Genomic DNA, 14,051 nt, shown 5'->3' on the forward strand with positions numbered 1-14,051 from the left:
CGGAGAGTAAAAATGAAAGTTCGTGCTTCCGTCAAGAAATTATGCCGTAACTGCAAAATCGTTAAGCGTGATGGCGTCATCCGTGTGATTTGCAGTGCCGAGCCGAAGCATAAACAGCGCCAAGGCTGATTTTTTCGCATATTTTTCTTGCAAAGTTGGATTGAGCTGGCTAGATTAGCCAGCCAATCTTTTGTATGTCTGTACGTTTCCATTTGAGTATCCTGAAAACGGGCTTTTCAGCATGGTGCGTACATATTAAATAGTAGGAGTGCATAGTGGCCCGTATAGCAGGCATTAACATTCCTGATCACAAACATACCGTAATCGCTTTAACCGCTATTTTCGGTATCGGCAAAACCCGTTCTAAAGCCATCTGCGCTGAAACGGGCATCGCTGAAAATGTTAAGATCAGTGAGCTGTCTGAAGAACAAATTGATATTCTGCGTGAAGCAGTAGGTAAATTTGTCGTTGAAGGTGATCTGCGCCGTGAAATCACCCTGAGCATCAAGCGTCTGATGGACCTTGGTTGCTACCGTGGTTTGCGTCATCGTCGTGGTCTCCCGGTTCGCGGTCAGCGTACCAAGACCAACGCACGTACCCGTAAGGGTCCGCGTAAACCGATCAAGAAATAATCGGGGTGATTGAATAATGGCAAAGGCACCAATTCGTGCACGTAAGCGTGTAAGAAAACAAGTCTCTGACGGCGTGGCTCATATCCATGCTTCTTTTAACAACACCATCGTTACCATTACTGATCGTCAGGGTAACGCACTGGGTTGGGCAACAGCCGGTGGTTCCGGTTTCCGTGGTTCTCGCAAATCCACTCCGTTCGCAGCTCAGGTTGCAGCAGAGCGTTGCGCAGAAGCCGTAAAAGAATACGGCATCAAGAATCTGGAAGTTATGGTCAAAGGTCCGGGTCCGGGTCGCGAATCTACCATTCGTGCACTGAACGCCGCTGGTTTCCGCATCACTAATATTACTGATGTGACTCCGATCCCTCATAACGGTTGTCGTCCGCCGAAAAAACGTCGCGTATAACGCTGCGTTTTCCAGGTTAGTTGGAGAAAGAAAATGGCAAGATATTTGGGTCCTAAGCTCAAGCTGAGCCGTCGTGAGGGCACCGACTTATTCCTTAAGTCTGGCGTTCGCGCGATCGATACCAAGTGTAAAATTGAACAAGCTCCTGGCCAGCACGGTGCGCGTAAGCCGCGTCTGTCTGACTATGGTGTGCAGTTGCGTGAAAAGCAAAAAGTTCGCCGTATGTACGGTGTGCTGGAGCGTCAGTTCCGTAACTACTATAAAGAAGCAGCACGTCTGAAAGGCAACACCGGTGAAAACCTGTTGGCTCTGCTGGAAGGTCGTCTGGACAACGTTGTATACCGTATGGGCTTCGGCGCCACTCGTGCTGAAGCACGCCAGCTGGTTAGCCACAAAGCGATTATGGTAAACGGTCGTGTTGTTAACATCGCTTCTTATCAGGTTAAAGCGAATGACGTTGTCAGCATTCGTGAGAAAGCGAAAAAGCAATCTCGCGTGAAAGCCGCTCTGGAGCTGGCTGAGCAGCGTGAAAAGCCAACCTGGCTGGAAGTTGATGCTGGCAAGATGGAAGGTACGTTCAAGCGTCAGCCGGAGCGTTCTGATCTGTCTGCGGACATTAACGAACACCTGATCGTCGAGCTTTACTCCAAGTAAAGCTTAGTACCAAAGAGAGGACACAATGCAGGGTTCTGTGACAGAGTTTCTAAAACCGCGCCTGGTCGATATCGAGCAAGTGAGTTCGACGCACGCCAAGGTGACCCTTGAGCCTTTAGAGCGTGGCTTCGGCCATACTCTGGGTAACGCACTGCGCCGTATTCTGCTCTCATCGATGCCGGGTTGCGCGGTGACCGAGGTTGAGATTGATGGTGTACTGCACGAGTACAGCACCAAAGAAGGCGTTCAGGAAGACATCCTTGAAATCCTGCTCAACCTGAAAGGGCTGGCGGTGAGAGTTCAGGGTAAAGATGAAGTCATCCTTACTTTGAATAAATCTGGCATTGGCCCTGTGACCGCAGCCGACATTACCCACGACGGTGATGTCGAAATCGTCAAGCCGCAGCACGTGATTTGCCACCTGACTGATGAGAACGCTGCTATCAGCATGCGTATCAAAGTTCAGCGCGGTCGCGGTTATGTGCCGGCTTCTGCCCGAATTCATTCGGAAGAAGATGAGCGCCCAATCGGCCGTCTGCTGGTCGACGCCTGCTACAGCCCTGTAGAGCGTATTGCCTACAATGTTGAAGCTGCGCGTGTAGAACAGCGTACCGACCTGGACAAGCTGGTCATCGAAATGGAAACCAACGGCACAATCGATCCTGAAGAGGCGATTCGTCGTGCGGCAACCATCCTGGCTGAACAACTGGAAGCTTTTGTTGACTTACGTGATGTACGTCAGCCAGAAGTGAAAGAAGAGAAACCAGAATTCGATCCGATCCTGCTGCGCCCTGTTGACGATCTGGAATTGACTGTCCGCTCTGCTAACTGCCTCAAGGCAGAAGCTATCCACTATATCGGTGATCTGGTACAGCGTACCGAGGTTGAGTTGCTGAAAACGCCGAACCTGGGTAAAAAATCTCTTACTGAGATTAAAGACGTGCTGGCTTCCCGTGGACTGTCTCTGGGCATGCGCCTGGAAAACTGGCCACCAGCAAGCATTGCTGACGAGTAACCGGATCACAGGTTAAGGTTTTACTGAGAAGGATAAGGTCATGCGCCATCGTAAGAGTGGTCGTCAACTGAACCGCAACAGCAGCCATCGCCAGGCTATGTTCCGTAACATGGCAGGTTCGCTGGTTCGTCATGAAATCATCAAGACGACCCTGCCGAAAGCGAAAGAACTGCGTCGCGTAGTTGAGCCGCTGATTACTCTTGCCAAGACTGATAGCGTTGCTAATCGTCGTCTGGCATTCGCCCGCACTCGTGATAACGAGATCGTGGCAAAACTGTTTAACGAGCTGGGCCCGCGTTTCGCGAGCCGCGCCGGTGGTTACACTCGCATTCTGAAGTGTGGCTTCCGTGCAGGCGACAACGCGCCGATGGCATACATCGAGCTGGTTGATCGTGCTGAGCCGAAAGCAGAAGCTGCTGCAGAGTAATCTGTAGTAACGTAAAAAAACCCGCCCCGGCGGGTTTTTTTATATCTACCTCATCCCCACTTCACTACAATATCTGTACTCTTTTTGTTCATCCCCCGGAGCCGTAGAATGTGGTTACTGGATCAGTGGGCAGAACGCCATATCCTCGATGCCCAAACCAAAGGCGAGTTCGATAATTTACCCGGTAGCGGCGAGCCGCTAACTCTCGATGACGATTCGCATGTACCGGCCGAGCTGCGGGCAGGCTATCGCCTTCTGAAGAATGCAGGGTGTCTTCCCCCGGAGCTGGAGCAGCGCAGAGAGGCGGTGGCTCTGGCAGACTTGCTTAAGGGTGTGCGTCAGGACGACCCGCGGCATGGCGAACTCAGCAAGCGCCTTGCTCTGCTCGAGCTTAAGCTGCGTCAGGCAGGACTGAACACCGACTTTTTACGCGGTGAGTACGCCGATGCGTTGCTGCATAAAATCAATCAGGAGTGAATATGTATCGTATTGGTGAGCTGGCAAAACTGGCTGATGTGACGCCAGATACCATCCGTTATTATGAAAAACAGCAAATGATGGATCATGACGTGCGCACTGAGGGGGGATTTCGTCTTTACTCGGATAACGATCTTCAGCGTCTGCGCTTTATTCGCTATGCCCGTCAGCTAGGCTTTACTCTGGAAGCGATCCGCGAATTATTGTCGATCCGTATCGATCCGGAACATCACACCTGTCAGGAATCGAAAGGGATCGTTCAGGCGCGATTAAGCGAAGTTGAGGCGAGGATCAACGAGCTACAAACGATGCGTCGCTCTCTGCAACGGCTCAACGACGTCTGCTGCGGCACAGCTCACAGCAGCGTTTACTGTTCGATCCTCGAGGCCCTTGAGCAAGGCGCCAGTAACGGCAATGCCAGCCGTTGATTTTTTGTGCGCGCGGATCTACACTCGCGCGGAATTCACACATGTACTGGAGTTACTATGAGTCGCTATCAGCATACCAAAGGGCAAATTAAAGATAACGCCATTGAAGCACTTCTCCACGATCCATTATTCAGGCAGCGTGTAGAGAAGAACAAGAAAGGGAAGGGAAGCTATCAACGTAAAGATAAACATGCAGCAAGGATGGACCGGGAGGCCAGTGGCAAGCAAGCGAATCGCTTTTTTACCACTGGTCTTCTGCTTTCGCTGCTGATTAAGAACGCTTGTTTTGTTCTTTCAACAGATCGCGAATTTCGCTCAGCAGGACTTCTTCTTTAGAGGGCGCTGGCGGTGCCGCCGGAGCCTCTTCTTTCTTGCGATTTAACTTATTCATCAGTTTAATCGCCATGAAAATGGCAAATGCGACGATGATGAAATCGAAAACGTTCTGAATAAACACCCCATAGTGCATCACCACTGCCGGTACATCACCCTGGGCATCGCGCAGCGTGACGGCAAACTGTTTAAAATCGATCCCGCCAATCAACAGGCCGAGCGGCGGCATAATAATATCCGCGACCAGCGACGAAACAATTTTACCGAATGCTGCGCCGATGATCACACCCACTGCCAAATCGACAACGTTCCCGCGCATCGCGAATTCGCGAAACTCTTTTAAAAAACTCATTTTATTCTCCTTGAGCCAGCTGACGTTGTAAGTTTAACAAATGTATTTTCATTTGCCATTCCCCGTAGAGCGTTACAGGAAAATATTAACCTTTGAATAATAAGGGATAATAAAAGGCGCCTGTTCGACGCCCTGGGAATTAGAGGAAGAAAGGACTTGGCTGGAACAGCCTTTCTACATCGGAAATAAACTTTTTATCAGTCAAAAACATGATCACATGATCGCCCTGCTCGATCCGCAGATTATTATTGGCGATCATCACGTCATTCCCGCGCACGACGGCGCCAATGATCGTGCCTGGCGGAAGCTTGATCTCATCGATCGATCGCCCGACCACCCGCGAGGTGCTCTCATCGCCGTGTGCCACTGCTTCGATCGCTTCCGCAACGCCGCGGCGCAGGGAGGAGACGCCGACAATATCGGCTTTACGAACATGGCTGAGTAGGGCGGAAATCGTGGCCTGCTGAGGCGATATCGCGATATCGATGACGCTACCCTGAACCAGATCCACATAGGCTCTACGCTGGATCAGCACCATCACTTTTTTAGCCCCCATTCGCTTGGCCAGCATCGCAGACATGATGTTTGCTTCGTCATCGTTAGTGACGGCAATAAACAGGTCCACCTGGTCAATATGCTCTTCGGCCAGCAGCTCCTGATCCGATGCATCACCGTAGAAGACGATAGTATGCTGCAGTTTTTCTGCCAGCTCAGCGGCTCGCTGCTGATTGCGCTCAATAAGCTTAACGCTGTAGTCTTTTTCCAGCTTATGGGCCAGGCCCGCGCCAATATTGCCGCCGCCGACCAACATGATGCGTTTATAAGGCTTCTCCAGACGCTGGAGTTCGCTCATGACCGCCCTGATATGCTGCGAGGCGGCAATAAAGAAGACTTCATCGCCGGCCTCGACAATCGTCGAACCCTGTGGGCGAATGGGGCGATCGTGGCGGAAAATAGCGGCCACGCGCGTATCGATATGCGGCATATGCTCACGCATGGTGGACAATGCATTACCCACCAGCGGACCACCGTAATAGGCTTTCACCACGGCGAGGCTGACTTTCCCTTCCGCGAAGTTCACGACCTGCAGCGCGCCGGGATATTCTATCAGACGGTGAATATTGTCGATGACCAGCTGTTCCGGAGCGATTAAGTGATCGATGGGCACTGCTTCAGAATTGAAGAGCTTTTCCGCATCGCGGACGTAATCAGGCGCACGAATACGAGCAATACGGTTTGGCGTATTGAATAACGAATAGGCGACCTGGCAGGCCACCATGTTGGTTTCATCCGAACTGGTGACCGCCACCAGCATATCGGCATCATCGGCTCCTGCCTCGCGCAGTACGCGGGGGTGAGAACCGTGCCCCTGGACGACACGCAGGTCGAACTTATCCTGCAGGCTGCGCAGACGGTCGCCATTGGTATCAACCAGCGTAATATCATTGTTCTCGCCGACGAGGTTCTCCGCCAGCGTGCCGCCGACCTGGCCGGCGCCCAGAATAATAATCTTCATCTGCAGTGATCCATTAGTTGCGACGTTTGATTAGCTTAGCGTAAAAGAAGCCATCGCCTTCTTCCGCACCCGGCAGATTTTGCTGTCCCGGGCTTGCCGGCGTACCGGTTGCGTCAAGCTCCGCATCCGGGGTCCGCGCGAGGAAGGCGGCAATTTGCTGGCTATTCTCTTCCGGCAGAATAGAACAGGTAGCGTAAACCAACGTGCCGCCTGGTTTCAGATGCCCCCAGATGGCATTGAGGATCTCGGCCTGTAGCTGGGCTAAATCGGCGATATCCCGATCCCGGCGCAGCCATTTGATATCTGGATGGCGGCGAATAACACCGGTGGCGGAACAGGGGGCATCCAGCAGAATACGATCGAACTGCTCGCTGCCACACCACTGCTCAGGGAAGCGACCATCGCCCTGTTTGACTTCGGCTTTCATGCCCAGCCGTTTCAGGTTGTCATAGACGCGGGAAAGACGCTGTTCATCAATGTCCACCGCCATGACCTCAGCCTGGGGAGCGACCTCCAGAATATGCGTCGTCTTGCCGCCCGGCGCAGCGCAGAGATCAAGAATGCGCTCGCCGTTTTCCGGCTGCAGATAGCGCATGCAGCCCTGGGCCGAGGCATCCTGAACGGTTACCCATCCTTCGGCAAAACCCGGCAACGTATGGACCGGGGCAGGGGTGGCCAGACGCACGGCGTCGGGATAGTCAGGGTGGGTGAAACCTTCTAAACCGGCCTCTTTAAGCAGAGCAAGCCATTCATCTCGGGAATGATGGTTGCGGTTAACGCGCAGCCACATCGGCGGGCGCTGGTTGTTAGCGTCGACAATCTCCTGCCAGTGTTGCGGCCAGGCCTGCTGCAGACGCTTCAGCAGCCATTTGGGATGAAGGTAGCGGTTTTCCTGCCCGGCGAATTCTGCCAGTAGCTCTTCCTGTTGGCGCTGAAACTGGCGTAACACCCCATTGATCAGCCCTTTAAGCTGCGGGCGCTTAATCGCCACCGCGCCTTCTACCGTTTCAGCCAGCGCGGCGTGTGGAGGGATGCGGGTGTAGAGTAACTGATAGAGCCCAACCATAATCAGAAAGTGCACGGTGCGCTGTTTGCCGGTCATCGGACGCGCCATCAGCTTGCTGATAAGCCACTCCAGCTGGCTGAGCGTACGCAGTACGCCAAAACACAGCTCCTGCAGCAGCGCTTTGTCTTTATCGCTGACTTTTTGCTGTAGAGGGGGCAGGACGTTGCTTAAAGACTGACCTTTTTCAACGACTTGCTCGATAGCCTGGGCGGCCAGGCTGCGTAAATTTATATTCTTTTTCATAAGCGCAAAAATAAAAATGCCCGGCGAACCCGGGCTTCAGAAGAGACGACCGTCAGGCGAGACGGGTGCCAGGCGTAAACCACTCCCGGCGGGAATTGAGTAAATCCTGGGCGCTCATCGCTTTTTTACCCGCAGGCTGTAGCGATTCCAGACTGAGGATCCCATCGCCTGTGGCGACCTGGATACCCTGTTTGGTTGCTGCCACGATAGTACCTGGTTCGGCATGTGCGGCTTCGGCAATGACCGATGCCCGCCACACTTTTAGCGGCTGCCCGTCAATTTCCAGCCAGCTCATTGGCCACGGATTAAAGGCGCGGATGCAGCGCTCCAGCTGTGCGGCGGAAAGCGACCAGTCGATGCGAGCTTCTTCTTTACTCAGCTTCTCGGCGTGGCACACCAGCGATTCATCCTGTACTTCAGGCTGTGCGGTGCCGTTGGCCAGCTGGGCCAAAGTTGCCAGCAGACCTTGAGGGCCGAGCTCGGCCAGCTTATCGTACAGGCTGCCGCTGGTATCCTCTGCGGTAATGGGGCAGGAAAGCTTATACAGCATATCACCCGTATCAAGGCCGACGTCCATCTGCATGATGGTTACGCCTGTTTCGCTATCCCCTGCCCACAGCGAACGCTGGATTGGCGCTGCGCCACGCCAGCGCGGCAGCAGGGAGCCGTGAACGTTGATACAGCCCAGACGGGGCATCTCCAGCACCGCTTTCGGCAGAATCAAACCGTACGCCACCACCACCATAATATCGGCGCCGAGATCGGCGACTAATTGTTGGTTGTCCTGCGGACGCAGGGAGGATGGCTGGAATACAGGTAAGTTATGGGCTTCAGCCAGCACCTTTACCGGGCTCGGCATCAATTTTTTGCCGCGGCCAGCAGGGCGGTCTGGCTGAGTGAATACGCCAACAACCTGATGTTCAGACGACAACAGCGCGTCAAGATGACGCGCTGCAAAATCGGGGGTGCCGGCGAAAATGATACGTAGTGATTGTGACACGGTATTCCTTGTTATCAGGCACGGGAACGTAAACGATCCAGTTTCTCAACCTTCTGACGAATGCGCTGTTGTTTGAGCGGTGACAGATAATCAATAAACAGTTTGCCGACCAGATGATCCATCTCATGCTGAATACAGATAGCCAGCAGGCCATCGGCCTCCAGTTCAAATGGCTTACCGTCGCGATCCAGCGCGCGGATCTTCACTTTTTCCGCACGCGGCACCAGGGCGCGCTGTTCCGGAATAGACAGGCAGCCTTCTTCAATGCCGGTTTCGCCATCTTTTTCCAGCAGCTCCGGGTTGATTAACACCAGCTGCTCTTCACGATTTTCCGACACATCAATAACGATAATGCGCTGATGGATATCGACCTGGGTCGCGGCCAGACCAATGCCCTCCTCAGCGTACATGGTGTCGAACATATCATCGACGATACGCTGAATTTCCGCATTCACTTCTTTGACCGGCTCGGCGACTTTGCGAAGGCGCTCGTCCGGAATATGTAACACTTGCAAAACTGCCATAAAGTTCCAGAGTCGTATTCAGGAGTTGATAAGATTATTAGCTCTATTCTAGACAAAACACCCTGCAATTGACAGTCTCACTGTCCAATCGCAAAGATTGTCAATACCGCTTATGGCAGGGGGTAAGGATGACGCCTGACGAGATTTGGCTGCGGCTGATGAAGGTCAGTAGCTTGTATGGCGACAGGATGGTAGAGATCGCTCAGCGCTTATGCGCAGCCGCCAGCGTTGATCATGAAGCGCTGCATGCCGTCGGGATGACCGCGGCGCAGGCAACGTTATTTTTCCGGCTTGACGAGCATGAGCTTGACGAGACGCGGCGCTGGCTGGAACAACCGGATCATCATCTGTTACGGGGTGACGATCCGCGCTATCCATTGCGGTTAAAGGCTATCGCTGATTACCCCGGCGCGTTGCTGGTCAGCGGCGATCCCGCTCTGCTTCACAGCGCGCAGCTTGCCGTTATTGGCAGTCGCTTGCATTCCTGGTATGGCGCTCGCTGGGGGAAGCTGTTCAGCGAAACGTTGGCGCGTAAAGGGATGACTATCACCAGTGGGTTGGCGTTAGGCATTGATGGCGTCGCGCATCGCGGCGCGCTCGCGGCCGAGGGCAAAACCATCGCGGTACTGGGCAACGGACTGGGCCGGGTTTATCCGCGGCGCCATGCGAGCCTCGCCCAGCAGATCGTCGATAATGGCGGTGCGCTGGTGTCTGAATTTCCACTTATAACGCCGCCGCTTCCCGCGCATTTCCCCAGGCGCAACCGGATTATCAGCGGCCTGAGCCTGGGCGTGCTGGTGGTTGAGGCGGCATTGAGAAGCGGTTCGCTGGTTACCGTCCGCTGTGCTCTGGAACAGGGAAGGGATGTGTTTGCCCTGCCTGGGCCGATAGGCAATCCGGGATCGGAAGGCCCACACTGGTTAATTAAGCAAGGCGCGGTGCCGGTGACCTCGCCAGAGGATATTGTGGAATACTGGCACAACGAGCTGGCCTGGCTAACTGATACGTCTGATTCGATAAATAATTGCGCCGATCAGCCGTCTGTAGCATTGCCATTTCCGGAGCTCCTGGCTAACGTAGGAGATGAGGTAACACCTGTTGACGTTGTCGCTGAACGTGCCGGCCAATCTGTGCCAGTAACCGTAGCTCAGCTACTTGAACTGGAGTTAGCAGGCTGGATCGCAGCTGTACCCGGCGGCTATGTCCGATTAAGGAGGGCAAGCCATGTTCGACGTACTCATGTATTTGTTTGAAACTTACATCCATAGCGAAGCAGAAATGCGTGTGGATCAGGACAAACTGACGCGGGATCTTACCGACGCAGGTTTTGAGCGGGAAGATATCTATAACGCGTTAATGTGGCTCGAGAAACTGGCTGATTATCAGGAAGGTCTCGTTGAACCCATGCAGCTCGCTTCCGACCCGCTGTCGCTTCGGGTATATACCGAAGAGGAGTGCCAGCGTCTGGACGCCAGTTGCCGGGGGTTTTTACTCTTCCTCGAGCAGATTCAGGTGTTGAACCTCGAAACGCGAGAAATGGTGATAGAGCGCGTACTGGCGCTGGATACGGCAGAATTTGAGCTGGAGGACCTGAAATGGGTCATCCTGATGGTACTGTTCAATATTCCGGGCTGTGAAAACGCCTATCAGCAAATGGAAGAATTACTCTTCGAAGTAAATGAAGGTATGCTGCATTAATCTTTTTGCAGCAACATCGAGTTGTTATGACCAAATCAGCACTGTTTTCGGTGCGTAAAAATGAGCCCTGCCCACAGTGCGGGGCTGAACTGGTGATCCGTTCCGGGAAACATGGCCCGTTTCTCGGCTGTTCGCATTATCCGGACTGTGACTATATCCGTCCCCTGAAAAGTCAGGCAGACGGGCATGTCGTTAAGGTGCTGGAGGGGCAAGCATGCCCATCGTGCGGCGCGGTTATGGTGCTACGTCAGGGGCGTTTTGGGATGTTCATTGGCTGTAGCCGCTATCCGGAATGCGAACATACTGAGCTAATTGATAAACCAGATGAGACGGCTATTGCTTGCCCGCAGTGCGGACAAGGCCATCTGGTCCAGCGTCGTTCCCGTTTCGGTAAAACCTTTCACTCCTGCGATCGCTATCCTGATTGCCAGTTCGTTATCAATTATAAACCGGTGGCGGGCGAATGCCCTGAATGCCATTACCCGCTGTTAATAGAAAAGAAGACGGCGCAGGGGCTCAGATGCTTCTGTGCCAGTAAACAATGTGGAAAGCCGATCCCGGCGGAATAAATCAGTGAACAATAACCTGCCCTCAGAAGCCGTCGCCCATGCCGTGGCGGTCCTGAATAATGAACATGTCATCGCCTATCCCACGGAAGCCGTTTTTGGCGTCGGCTGCGACCCTGACAGCGAAACGGCCGTTATGCGTCTGCTGGAGCTGAAGCAGCGTCCTGTTGAGAAGGGATTGATCCTTATCGCCGCTAGCTTTGAGCAACTCAAGCCATATATTGATGATTCACGGTTAAGTGATTCGCAGCGGGCAGCGATCTTTTCCTGCTGGCCAGGACCGGTGACGTTTGTATTCCCGGCGCGTCCTGAAACACCACGCTGGCTGACTGGTCGTTTTGATTCGCTGGCTGTACGCGTGACCAACCATCCGCTGGTGATTGAATTGTGTGAAGCCTACGGAAAACCGCTGGTCTCGACGAGCGCCAATCTCACCGGGCAACCGCCTTGCCGCACCACCGCAGAGGTCCGTGCTCAGTTTGGTGACAGCTTCCCGGTCGTGGATGGCGCTACGGGCGGACGGCAAAATCCATCTGAAATACGTGATGCCCTGACGGGTGAACTGTTCCGCCAGGGGTGAACCATGGAAACCTATGCTGTTTTTGGTAATCCGATCGCGCACAGCAAGTCGCCTTCTATTCACCAGCTGTTTGCCCGCCAGTTAGGGATTACCCATCCTTATGGACGTGTGCTGGCGCCGCTGGACGATTTTGTCTCTTCTCTCAATCAGTTTTTTGCGCAGGGAGGAAAGGGCGCCAATGTTACCGTTCCTTTTAAAGAAGAAGCCTTTGCGCGCGCGGATGAACTGACAGAACGCGCTGCGCTGGCGGGAGCGGTGAATACCCTGAAACGTCTCGAAGACGGGCGTTTGCTGGGCGACAACACGGACGGTATTGGTCTGCTGAGCGATCTGGAGCGTCTGGGATTCATTAAGCCACGCCAGCGGATCCTGCTTATCGGTGCCGGTGGCGCATCGCGTGGGGTGCTGCTGCCGCTGCTGTCGCTGGGATGTGCCGTCACGATCGTCAATCGCACCTACGCTCGTGCCCATGAGTTAGCCACGCTCTTCGCCCATACCGGCAGCGTCAGCGCAAGGGAGATGGATACCTTATCCGGGGAAACATTCGATCTGATCATCAATGCGACGTCCAGTGGAATAGACGGTGATGTACCGGCTATCCCGGCCTCTGTTGTCAACGCTGACGTGTATTGCTATGACATGTTTTACCAGAAAGGGCCGACACCGTTTCTTCACTGGTGCCAGCAGCATGGCGCAACCCACTGTGCTGACGGGCTGGGAATGCTGGTGGCGCAAGCCGCCCATGCCGTTCTGCTATGGCACGGCGTCCTGCCGGCTATCACCCCGGTTATAGAAAGGCTGCAACAGGAACTGAATGCATGAATCAGGCGATTCAGTTTCCCGATCGGGAATCATGGGATGCCGAACGGCAGGGCGTGGTGTTTCCCGCGCTGGTTAATGGGATGCAATTAACCTGCGCAATTTCAGGGCAGATCCTGCAGCAGCGTTTTGGCGCAGAGGGGCCAGCGCAGTGGCTGGCCGCATTCCAGGAACATCGTTGGGATCTTGAGGAAGAGGCAGAGGCATTGATCCGCGATAATCAGGAGGATGCTCAGGGTTGGGTCTGGCTCTCCTGATCCAGATATTCATCTTTCCATTTCACATAGTTATTTGCTGAATACTTAAGGCCTTCCCGCTCCGCCTCTGTCAGGGGGCGGATCTGTTTGACCGGATTGCCAAAGTAAAGGAAGCCGCTTTCCAGCTGTTTGTTCTGCGGTACGAGACTTCCCGCGCCAATCATGACGTCATCGCCAACGACGACACCATCTAATAAGATCGAACCCATACCAACCAGTACGCGGTTGCCGATAGTGCAGCCGTGCAGCATCACTTTGTGGCCAACCGTCACATCCTCTCCAATGATCAGTGGATTTCCCTCAGGCTTGTAAGAGGATTTATGGGTCACGTGTAGAACGCTGCCGTCCTGAATATTGCTGCGTTGACCTATCGATACATAGTTGACGTCGCCGCGAATGGCTACCAGAGGCCAGACGCTGACGTCATCGGCAATTCTGACATCACCGATAACGACGCTGGATGCGTCAATCATGACGCGAAGACCGATTTGCGGGAAAAATGCTTTATAGGGGCGCAGTTGAGCAGACATGTTGACCTCAAAAATAGGGGAGCGTAAGAAGACTTTGGTGGCTTTTATCTCGCTCTGCAACCCCTGAAAACGGTGAAAATTGAGCAAATCGTGCAATTACACGGCGAAAAGGGTGAAAAATCACCATTCAGAAAAAAAGATCGAAAAAAGGCTTGTGCAAAAAAATGGGATCCCTATAATGCGCACCCACTGACACGGCAGATGTGAATCACTTCACACAAACAGCCGGTTCGGTTGAAGAGAAAAATCCTGAAAAACGGGTTGACTCTGAAAGAGGAAAGCGTAATATACGCCACCTCGCGACAGAGCGCTAAAGCGCGTCGCAACTGCTCTTTAACAATTTATCAGACAATCTGTGTGGGCACTCAAAGTGACATGGATTCTTAACGTCCTCGGACGAAAAATGAATACCAAGTCTCAAGAGTGAACACGTAATTCATTACGAAGTTTAATTCTTTGAGCATCAAACTTAAATTGAAGAGTTTGATCATGGCTCAGATTGAACGCTGGCGGCAGGCCTAACACATG

General features: G+C 53.5%; 21 protein-coding genes. 15 read left to right on the forward strand and 6 right to left on the reverse strand.

The genetic code is table 11. The features are described 5' to 3' along the window. Window positions 1-12 precede the first annotated feature (12 nt). From rpmJ to GT756_RS25435, 9 genes are all read left to right on the forward strand, one after another. Window positions 13-129: a 50S ribosomal protein L36 gene (gene rpmJ / locus GT756_RS25395; protein WP_000868187.1), complete on the forward strand. Its 117-nt coding sequence runs from the start codon at window positions 13-15 to the stop codon at window positions 127-129. Window positions 130-275: 146 nt separating this feature from the next. Next, window positions 276-632: a 30S ribosomal protein S13 gene (gene rpsM / locus GT756_RS25400; protein WP_002919259.1), complete on the forward strand. Its 357-nt coding sequence runs from the start codon at window positions 276-278 to the stop codon at window positions 630-632. Between the two features lie 16 nt (window positions 633-648). After that, window positions 649-1,038: a 30S ribosomal protein S11 gene (gene rpsK / locus GT756_RS25405; protein WP_002919257.1), complete on the forward strand. Its 390-nt coding sequence runs from the start codon at window positions 649-651 to the stop codon at window positions 1,036-1,038. Window positions 1,039-1,071: 33 nt separating this feature from the next. After that, complete coding sequence (gene rpsD, locus GT756_RS25410; RefSeq protein WP_002919224.1) at window positions 1,072-1,692, forward strand: 30S ribosomal protein S4; 621 nt, start codon at window positions 1,072-1,074, stop codon at window positions 1,690-1,692. Window positions 1,693-1,717: 25 nt separating this feature from the next. Then, a complete protein-coding gene (rpoA, locus tag GT756_RS25415) occupies window positions 1,718-2,707 on the forward strand; it encodes a DNA-directed RNA polymerase subunit alpha (protein ID WP_002919219.1) in 990 nt (329 codons plus the stop codon). A gap of 40 nt (window positions 2,708-2,747) precedes the next feature. After that, window positions 2,748-3,134, forward strand: a complete 387-nt coding sequence (gene rplQ, locus GT756_RS25420; RefSeq protein WP_002919206.1) for a 50S ribosomal protein L17 — start codon at window positions 2,748-2,750, stop codon at window positions 3,132-3,134. 108 nt (window positions 3,135-3,242) lie between these two features. After that, a complete protein-coding gene (locus GT756_RS25425; protein WP_043523054.1) occupies window positions 3,243-3,611 on the forward strand; it encodes a DUF1992 domain-containing protein in 369 nt (122 codons plus the stop codon). Window positions 3,612-3,613: 2 nt separating this feature from the next. Beyond that, on the forward strand, window positions 3,614-4,039 hold the full coding sequence (gene zntR, locus GT756_RS25430; protein WP_043523051.1) for a Zn(2+)-responsive transcriptional regulator: 426 nt from the start codon (window positions 3,614-3,616) through the stop codon (window positions 4,037-4,039). Between the two features lie 57 nt (window positions 4,040-4,096). Further along, window positions 4,097-4,375, forward strand: coding sequence for an alternative ribosome-rescue factor A (locus GT756_RS25435; protein WP_004206797.1), 279 nt, complete (start codon window positions 4,097-4,099; stop codon window positions 4,373-4,375). On the opposite strand, the gene mscL is transcribed toward GT756_RS25435, so the two are convergent. The 5 genes from mscL to def all read right to left on the reverse strand — a co-directional run bounded on the left by mscL (window position 4,311) and on the right by def (window position 9,073). Next, window positions 4,311-4,724 carry a large-conductance mechanosensitive channel protein MscL gene (gene mscL, locus GT756_RS25440; RefSeq protein ID WP_004206799.1) on the reverse strand — a complete coding sequence of 138 codons (414 nt, stop codon included), beginning with the start codon at window positions 4,722-4,724 and terminating at the stop codon, window positions 4,311-4,313. The genes GT756_RS25435 and mscL overlap by 65 nt on opposite strands. Window positions 4,725-4,863: 139 nt before the next feature. Continuing rightward, a complete protein-coding gene (gene trkA, locus GT756_RS25445; RefSeq protein ID WP_002919153.1) occupies window positions 4,864-6,240 on the reverse strand; it encodes a Trk system potassium transporter TrkA in 1,377 nt (458 codons plus the stop codon). Between the two features lie 13 nt (window positions 6,241-6,253). Then, window positions 6,254-7,549: a 16S rRNA (cytosine(967)-C(5))-methyltransferase RsmB gene (gene rsmB / locus GT756_RS25450; RefSeq protein ID WP_004206800.1), complete on the reverse strand. Its 1,296-nt coding sequence runs from the start codon at window positions 7,547-7,549 to the stop codon at window positions 6,254-6,256. A gap of 52 nt (window positions 7,550-7,601) precedes the next feature. Next, window positions 7,602-8,549, reverse strand: coding sequence for a methionyl-tRNA formyltransferase (fmt, locus tag GT756_RS25455; RefSeq protein WP_017900611.1), 948 nt, complete (start codon window positions 8,547-8,549; stop codon window positions 7,602-7,604). A 14-nt stretch (window positions 8,550-8,563) separates the two neighbouring features. Beyond that, window positions 8,564-9,073, reverse strand: coding sequence for a peptide deformylase (def, locus tag GT756_RS25460; RefSeq protein WP_004206802.1), 510 nt, complete (start codon window positions 9,071-9,073; stop codon window positions 8,564-8,566). Between the two features lie 128 nt (window positions 9,074-9,201). On the opposite strand from def, the gene dprA reads away from it, so the two are divergent. The 6 genes from dprA to GT756_RS25490 are packed head-to-tail and all read left to right on the forward strand — an operon-like array spanning window position 9,202 to window position 12,993. Then, complete coding sequence (gene dprA / locus GT756_RS25465) at window positions 9,202-10,326, forward strand: DNA-protecting protein DprA (RefSeq protein ID WP_043523047.1); 1,125 nt, start codon at window positions 9,202-9,204, stop codon at window positions 10,324-10,326. Beyond that, window positions 10,298-10,771, forward strand: coding sequence for a DUF494 family protein Smg (gene smg, locus GT756_RS25470; protein ID WP_002919137.1), 474 nt, complete (start codon window positions 10,298-10,300; stop codon window positions 10,769-10,771). Before dprA ends, smg begins: the two co-directional genes overlap by 29 nt. Before the next feature lie 26 nt (window positions 10,772-10,797). After that, on the forward strand, window positions 10,798-11,340 hold the full coding sequence (locus tag GT756_RS25475; protein WP_004206804.1) for a type I DNA topoisomerase: 543 nt from the start codon (window positions 10,798-10,800) through the stop codon (window positions 11,338-11,340). Window positions 11,341-11,344: 4 nt separating this feature from the next. Continuing rightward, complete coding sequence (gene tsaC, locus GT756_RS25480) at window positions 11,345-11,917, forward strand: L-threonylcarbamoyladenylate synthase type 1 TsaC (protein WP_004206805.1); 573 nt, start codon at window positions 11,345-11,347, stop codon at window positions 11,915-11,917. 3 nt (window positions 11,918-11,920) lie between these two features. Next, a complete protein-coding gene (aroE, locus tag GT756_RS25485; protein WP_004206806.1) occupies window positions 11,921-12,739 on the forward strand; it encodes a shikimate dehydrogenase in 819 nt (272 codons plus the stop codon). Continuing rightward, window positions 12,736-12,993, forward strand: coding sequence for a DUF1488 domain-containing protein (locus GT756_RS25490; protein WP_043523043.1), 258 nt, complete (start codon window positions 12,736-12,738; stop codon window positions 12,991-12,993). The genes aroE and GT756_RS25490 overlap by 4 nt, the downstream gene beginning before the upstream one ends. On the opposite strand, the gene GT756_RS25495 is transcribed toward GT756_RS25490, so the two are convergent. Further along, window positions 12,969-13,523, reverse strand: coding sequence for a gamma carbonic anhydrase family protein (locus GT756_RS25495; protein ID WP_023319228.1), 555 nt, complete (start codon window positions 13,521-13,523; stop codon window positions 12,969-12,971). The two genes, GT756_RS25490 and GT756_RS25495, sit on opposite strands and share 25 nt — an antisense overlap. Between the last annotated feature and the right edge of the window lie 528 nt (window positions 13,524-14,051).

Source organism: Klebsiella sp. Q2, from assembly GCF_009900705.1.
Classification (GTDB): Bacteria; Pseudomonadota; Gammaproteobacteria; order Enterobacterales; family Enterobacteriaceae; genus Klebsiella; species Klebsiella quasipneumoniae.

Bases quoted from the DNA above. Each gene is read 5' to 3' on its own strand.
- GT756_RS25425 (WP_043523054.1), top strand. From the start codon at position 3,243: ATGTGGTTACTGGATCAGTGGGCAGAACGCCATATCCTCGATGCCCAA.
- rpsD (WP_002919224.1), top strand. From the start codon at position 1,072: ATGGCAAGATATTTGGGTCCTAAGCTCAAGCTGAGCCGTCGTGAGGGC.
- rsmB (WP_004206800.1), bottom strand. From the start codon at position 7,549: ATGAAAAAGAATATAAATTTACGCAGCCTGGCCGCCCAGGCTATCGAG.
- rpsK (WP_002919257.1), top strand. From the start codon at position 649: ATGGCAAAGGCACCAATTCGTGCACGTAAGCGTGTAAGAAAACAAGTC.
- zntR (WP_043523051.1), top strand. From the start codon at position 3,614: ATGTATCGTATTGGTGAGCTGGCAAAACTGGCTGATGTGACGCCAGAT.
- def (WP_004206802.1), bottom strand. From the start codon at position 9,073: ATGGCAGTTTTGCAAGTGTTACATATTCCGGACGAGCGCCTTCGCAAA.
- mscL (WP_004206799.1), bottom strand. From the start codon at position 4,724: ATGAGTTTTTTAAAAGAGTTTCGCGAATTCGCGATGCGCGGGAACGTT.
- GT756_RS25435 (WP_004206797.1), top strand. From the start codon at position 4,097: ATGAGTCGCTATCAGCATACCAAAGGGCAAATTAAAGATAACGCCATT.
- GT756_RS25490 (WP_043523043.1), top strand. From the start codon at position 12,736: ATGAATCAGGCGATTCAGTTTCCCGATCGGGAATCATGGGATGCCGAA.
- aroE (WP_004206806.1), top strand. From the start codon at position 11,921: ATGGAAACCTATGCTGTTTTTGGTAATCCGATCGCGCACAGCAAGTCG.
- rpoA (WP_002919219.1), top strand. From the start codon at position 1,718: ATGCAGGGTTCTGTGACAGAGTTTCTAAAACCGCGCCTGGTCGATATC.
- dprA (WP_043523047.1), top strand. From the start codon at position 9,202: ATGACGCCTGACGAGATTTGGCTGCGGCTGATGAAGGTCAGTAGCTTG.
- GT756_RS25475 (WP_004206804.1), top strand. From the start codon at position 10,798: ATGACCAAATCAGCACTGTTTTCGGTGCGTAAAAATGAGCCCTGCCCA.
- trkA (WP_002919153.1), bottom strand. From the start codon at position 6,240: ATGAAGATTATTATTCTGGGCGCCGGCCAGGTCGGCGGCACGCTGGCG.
- rplQ (WP_002919206.1), top strand. From the start codon at position 2,748: ATGCGCCATCGTAAGAGTGGTCGTCAACTGAACCGCAACAGCAGCCAT.
- rpmJ (WP_000868187.1), top strand. From the start codon at position 13: ATGAAAGTTCGTGCTTCCGTCAAGAAATTATGCCGTAACTGCAAAATC.
- smg (WP_002919137.1), top strand. From the start codon at position 10,298: ATGTTCGACGTACTCATGTATTTGTTTGAAACTTACATCCATAGCGAA.
- GT756_RS25495 (WP_023319228.1), bottom strand. From the start codon at position 13,523: ATGTCTGCTCAACTGCGCCCCTATAAAGCATTTTTCCCGCAAATCGGT.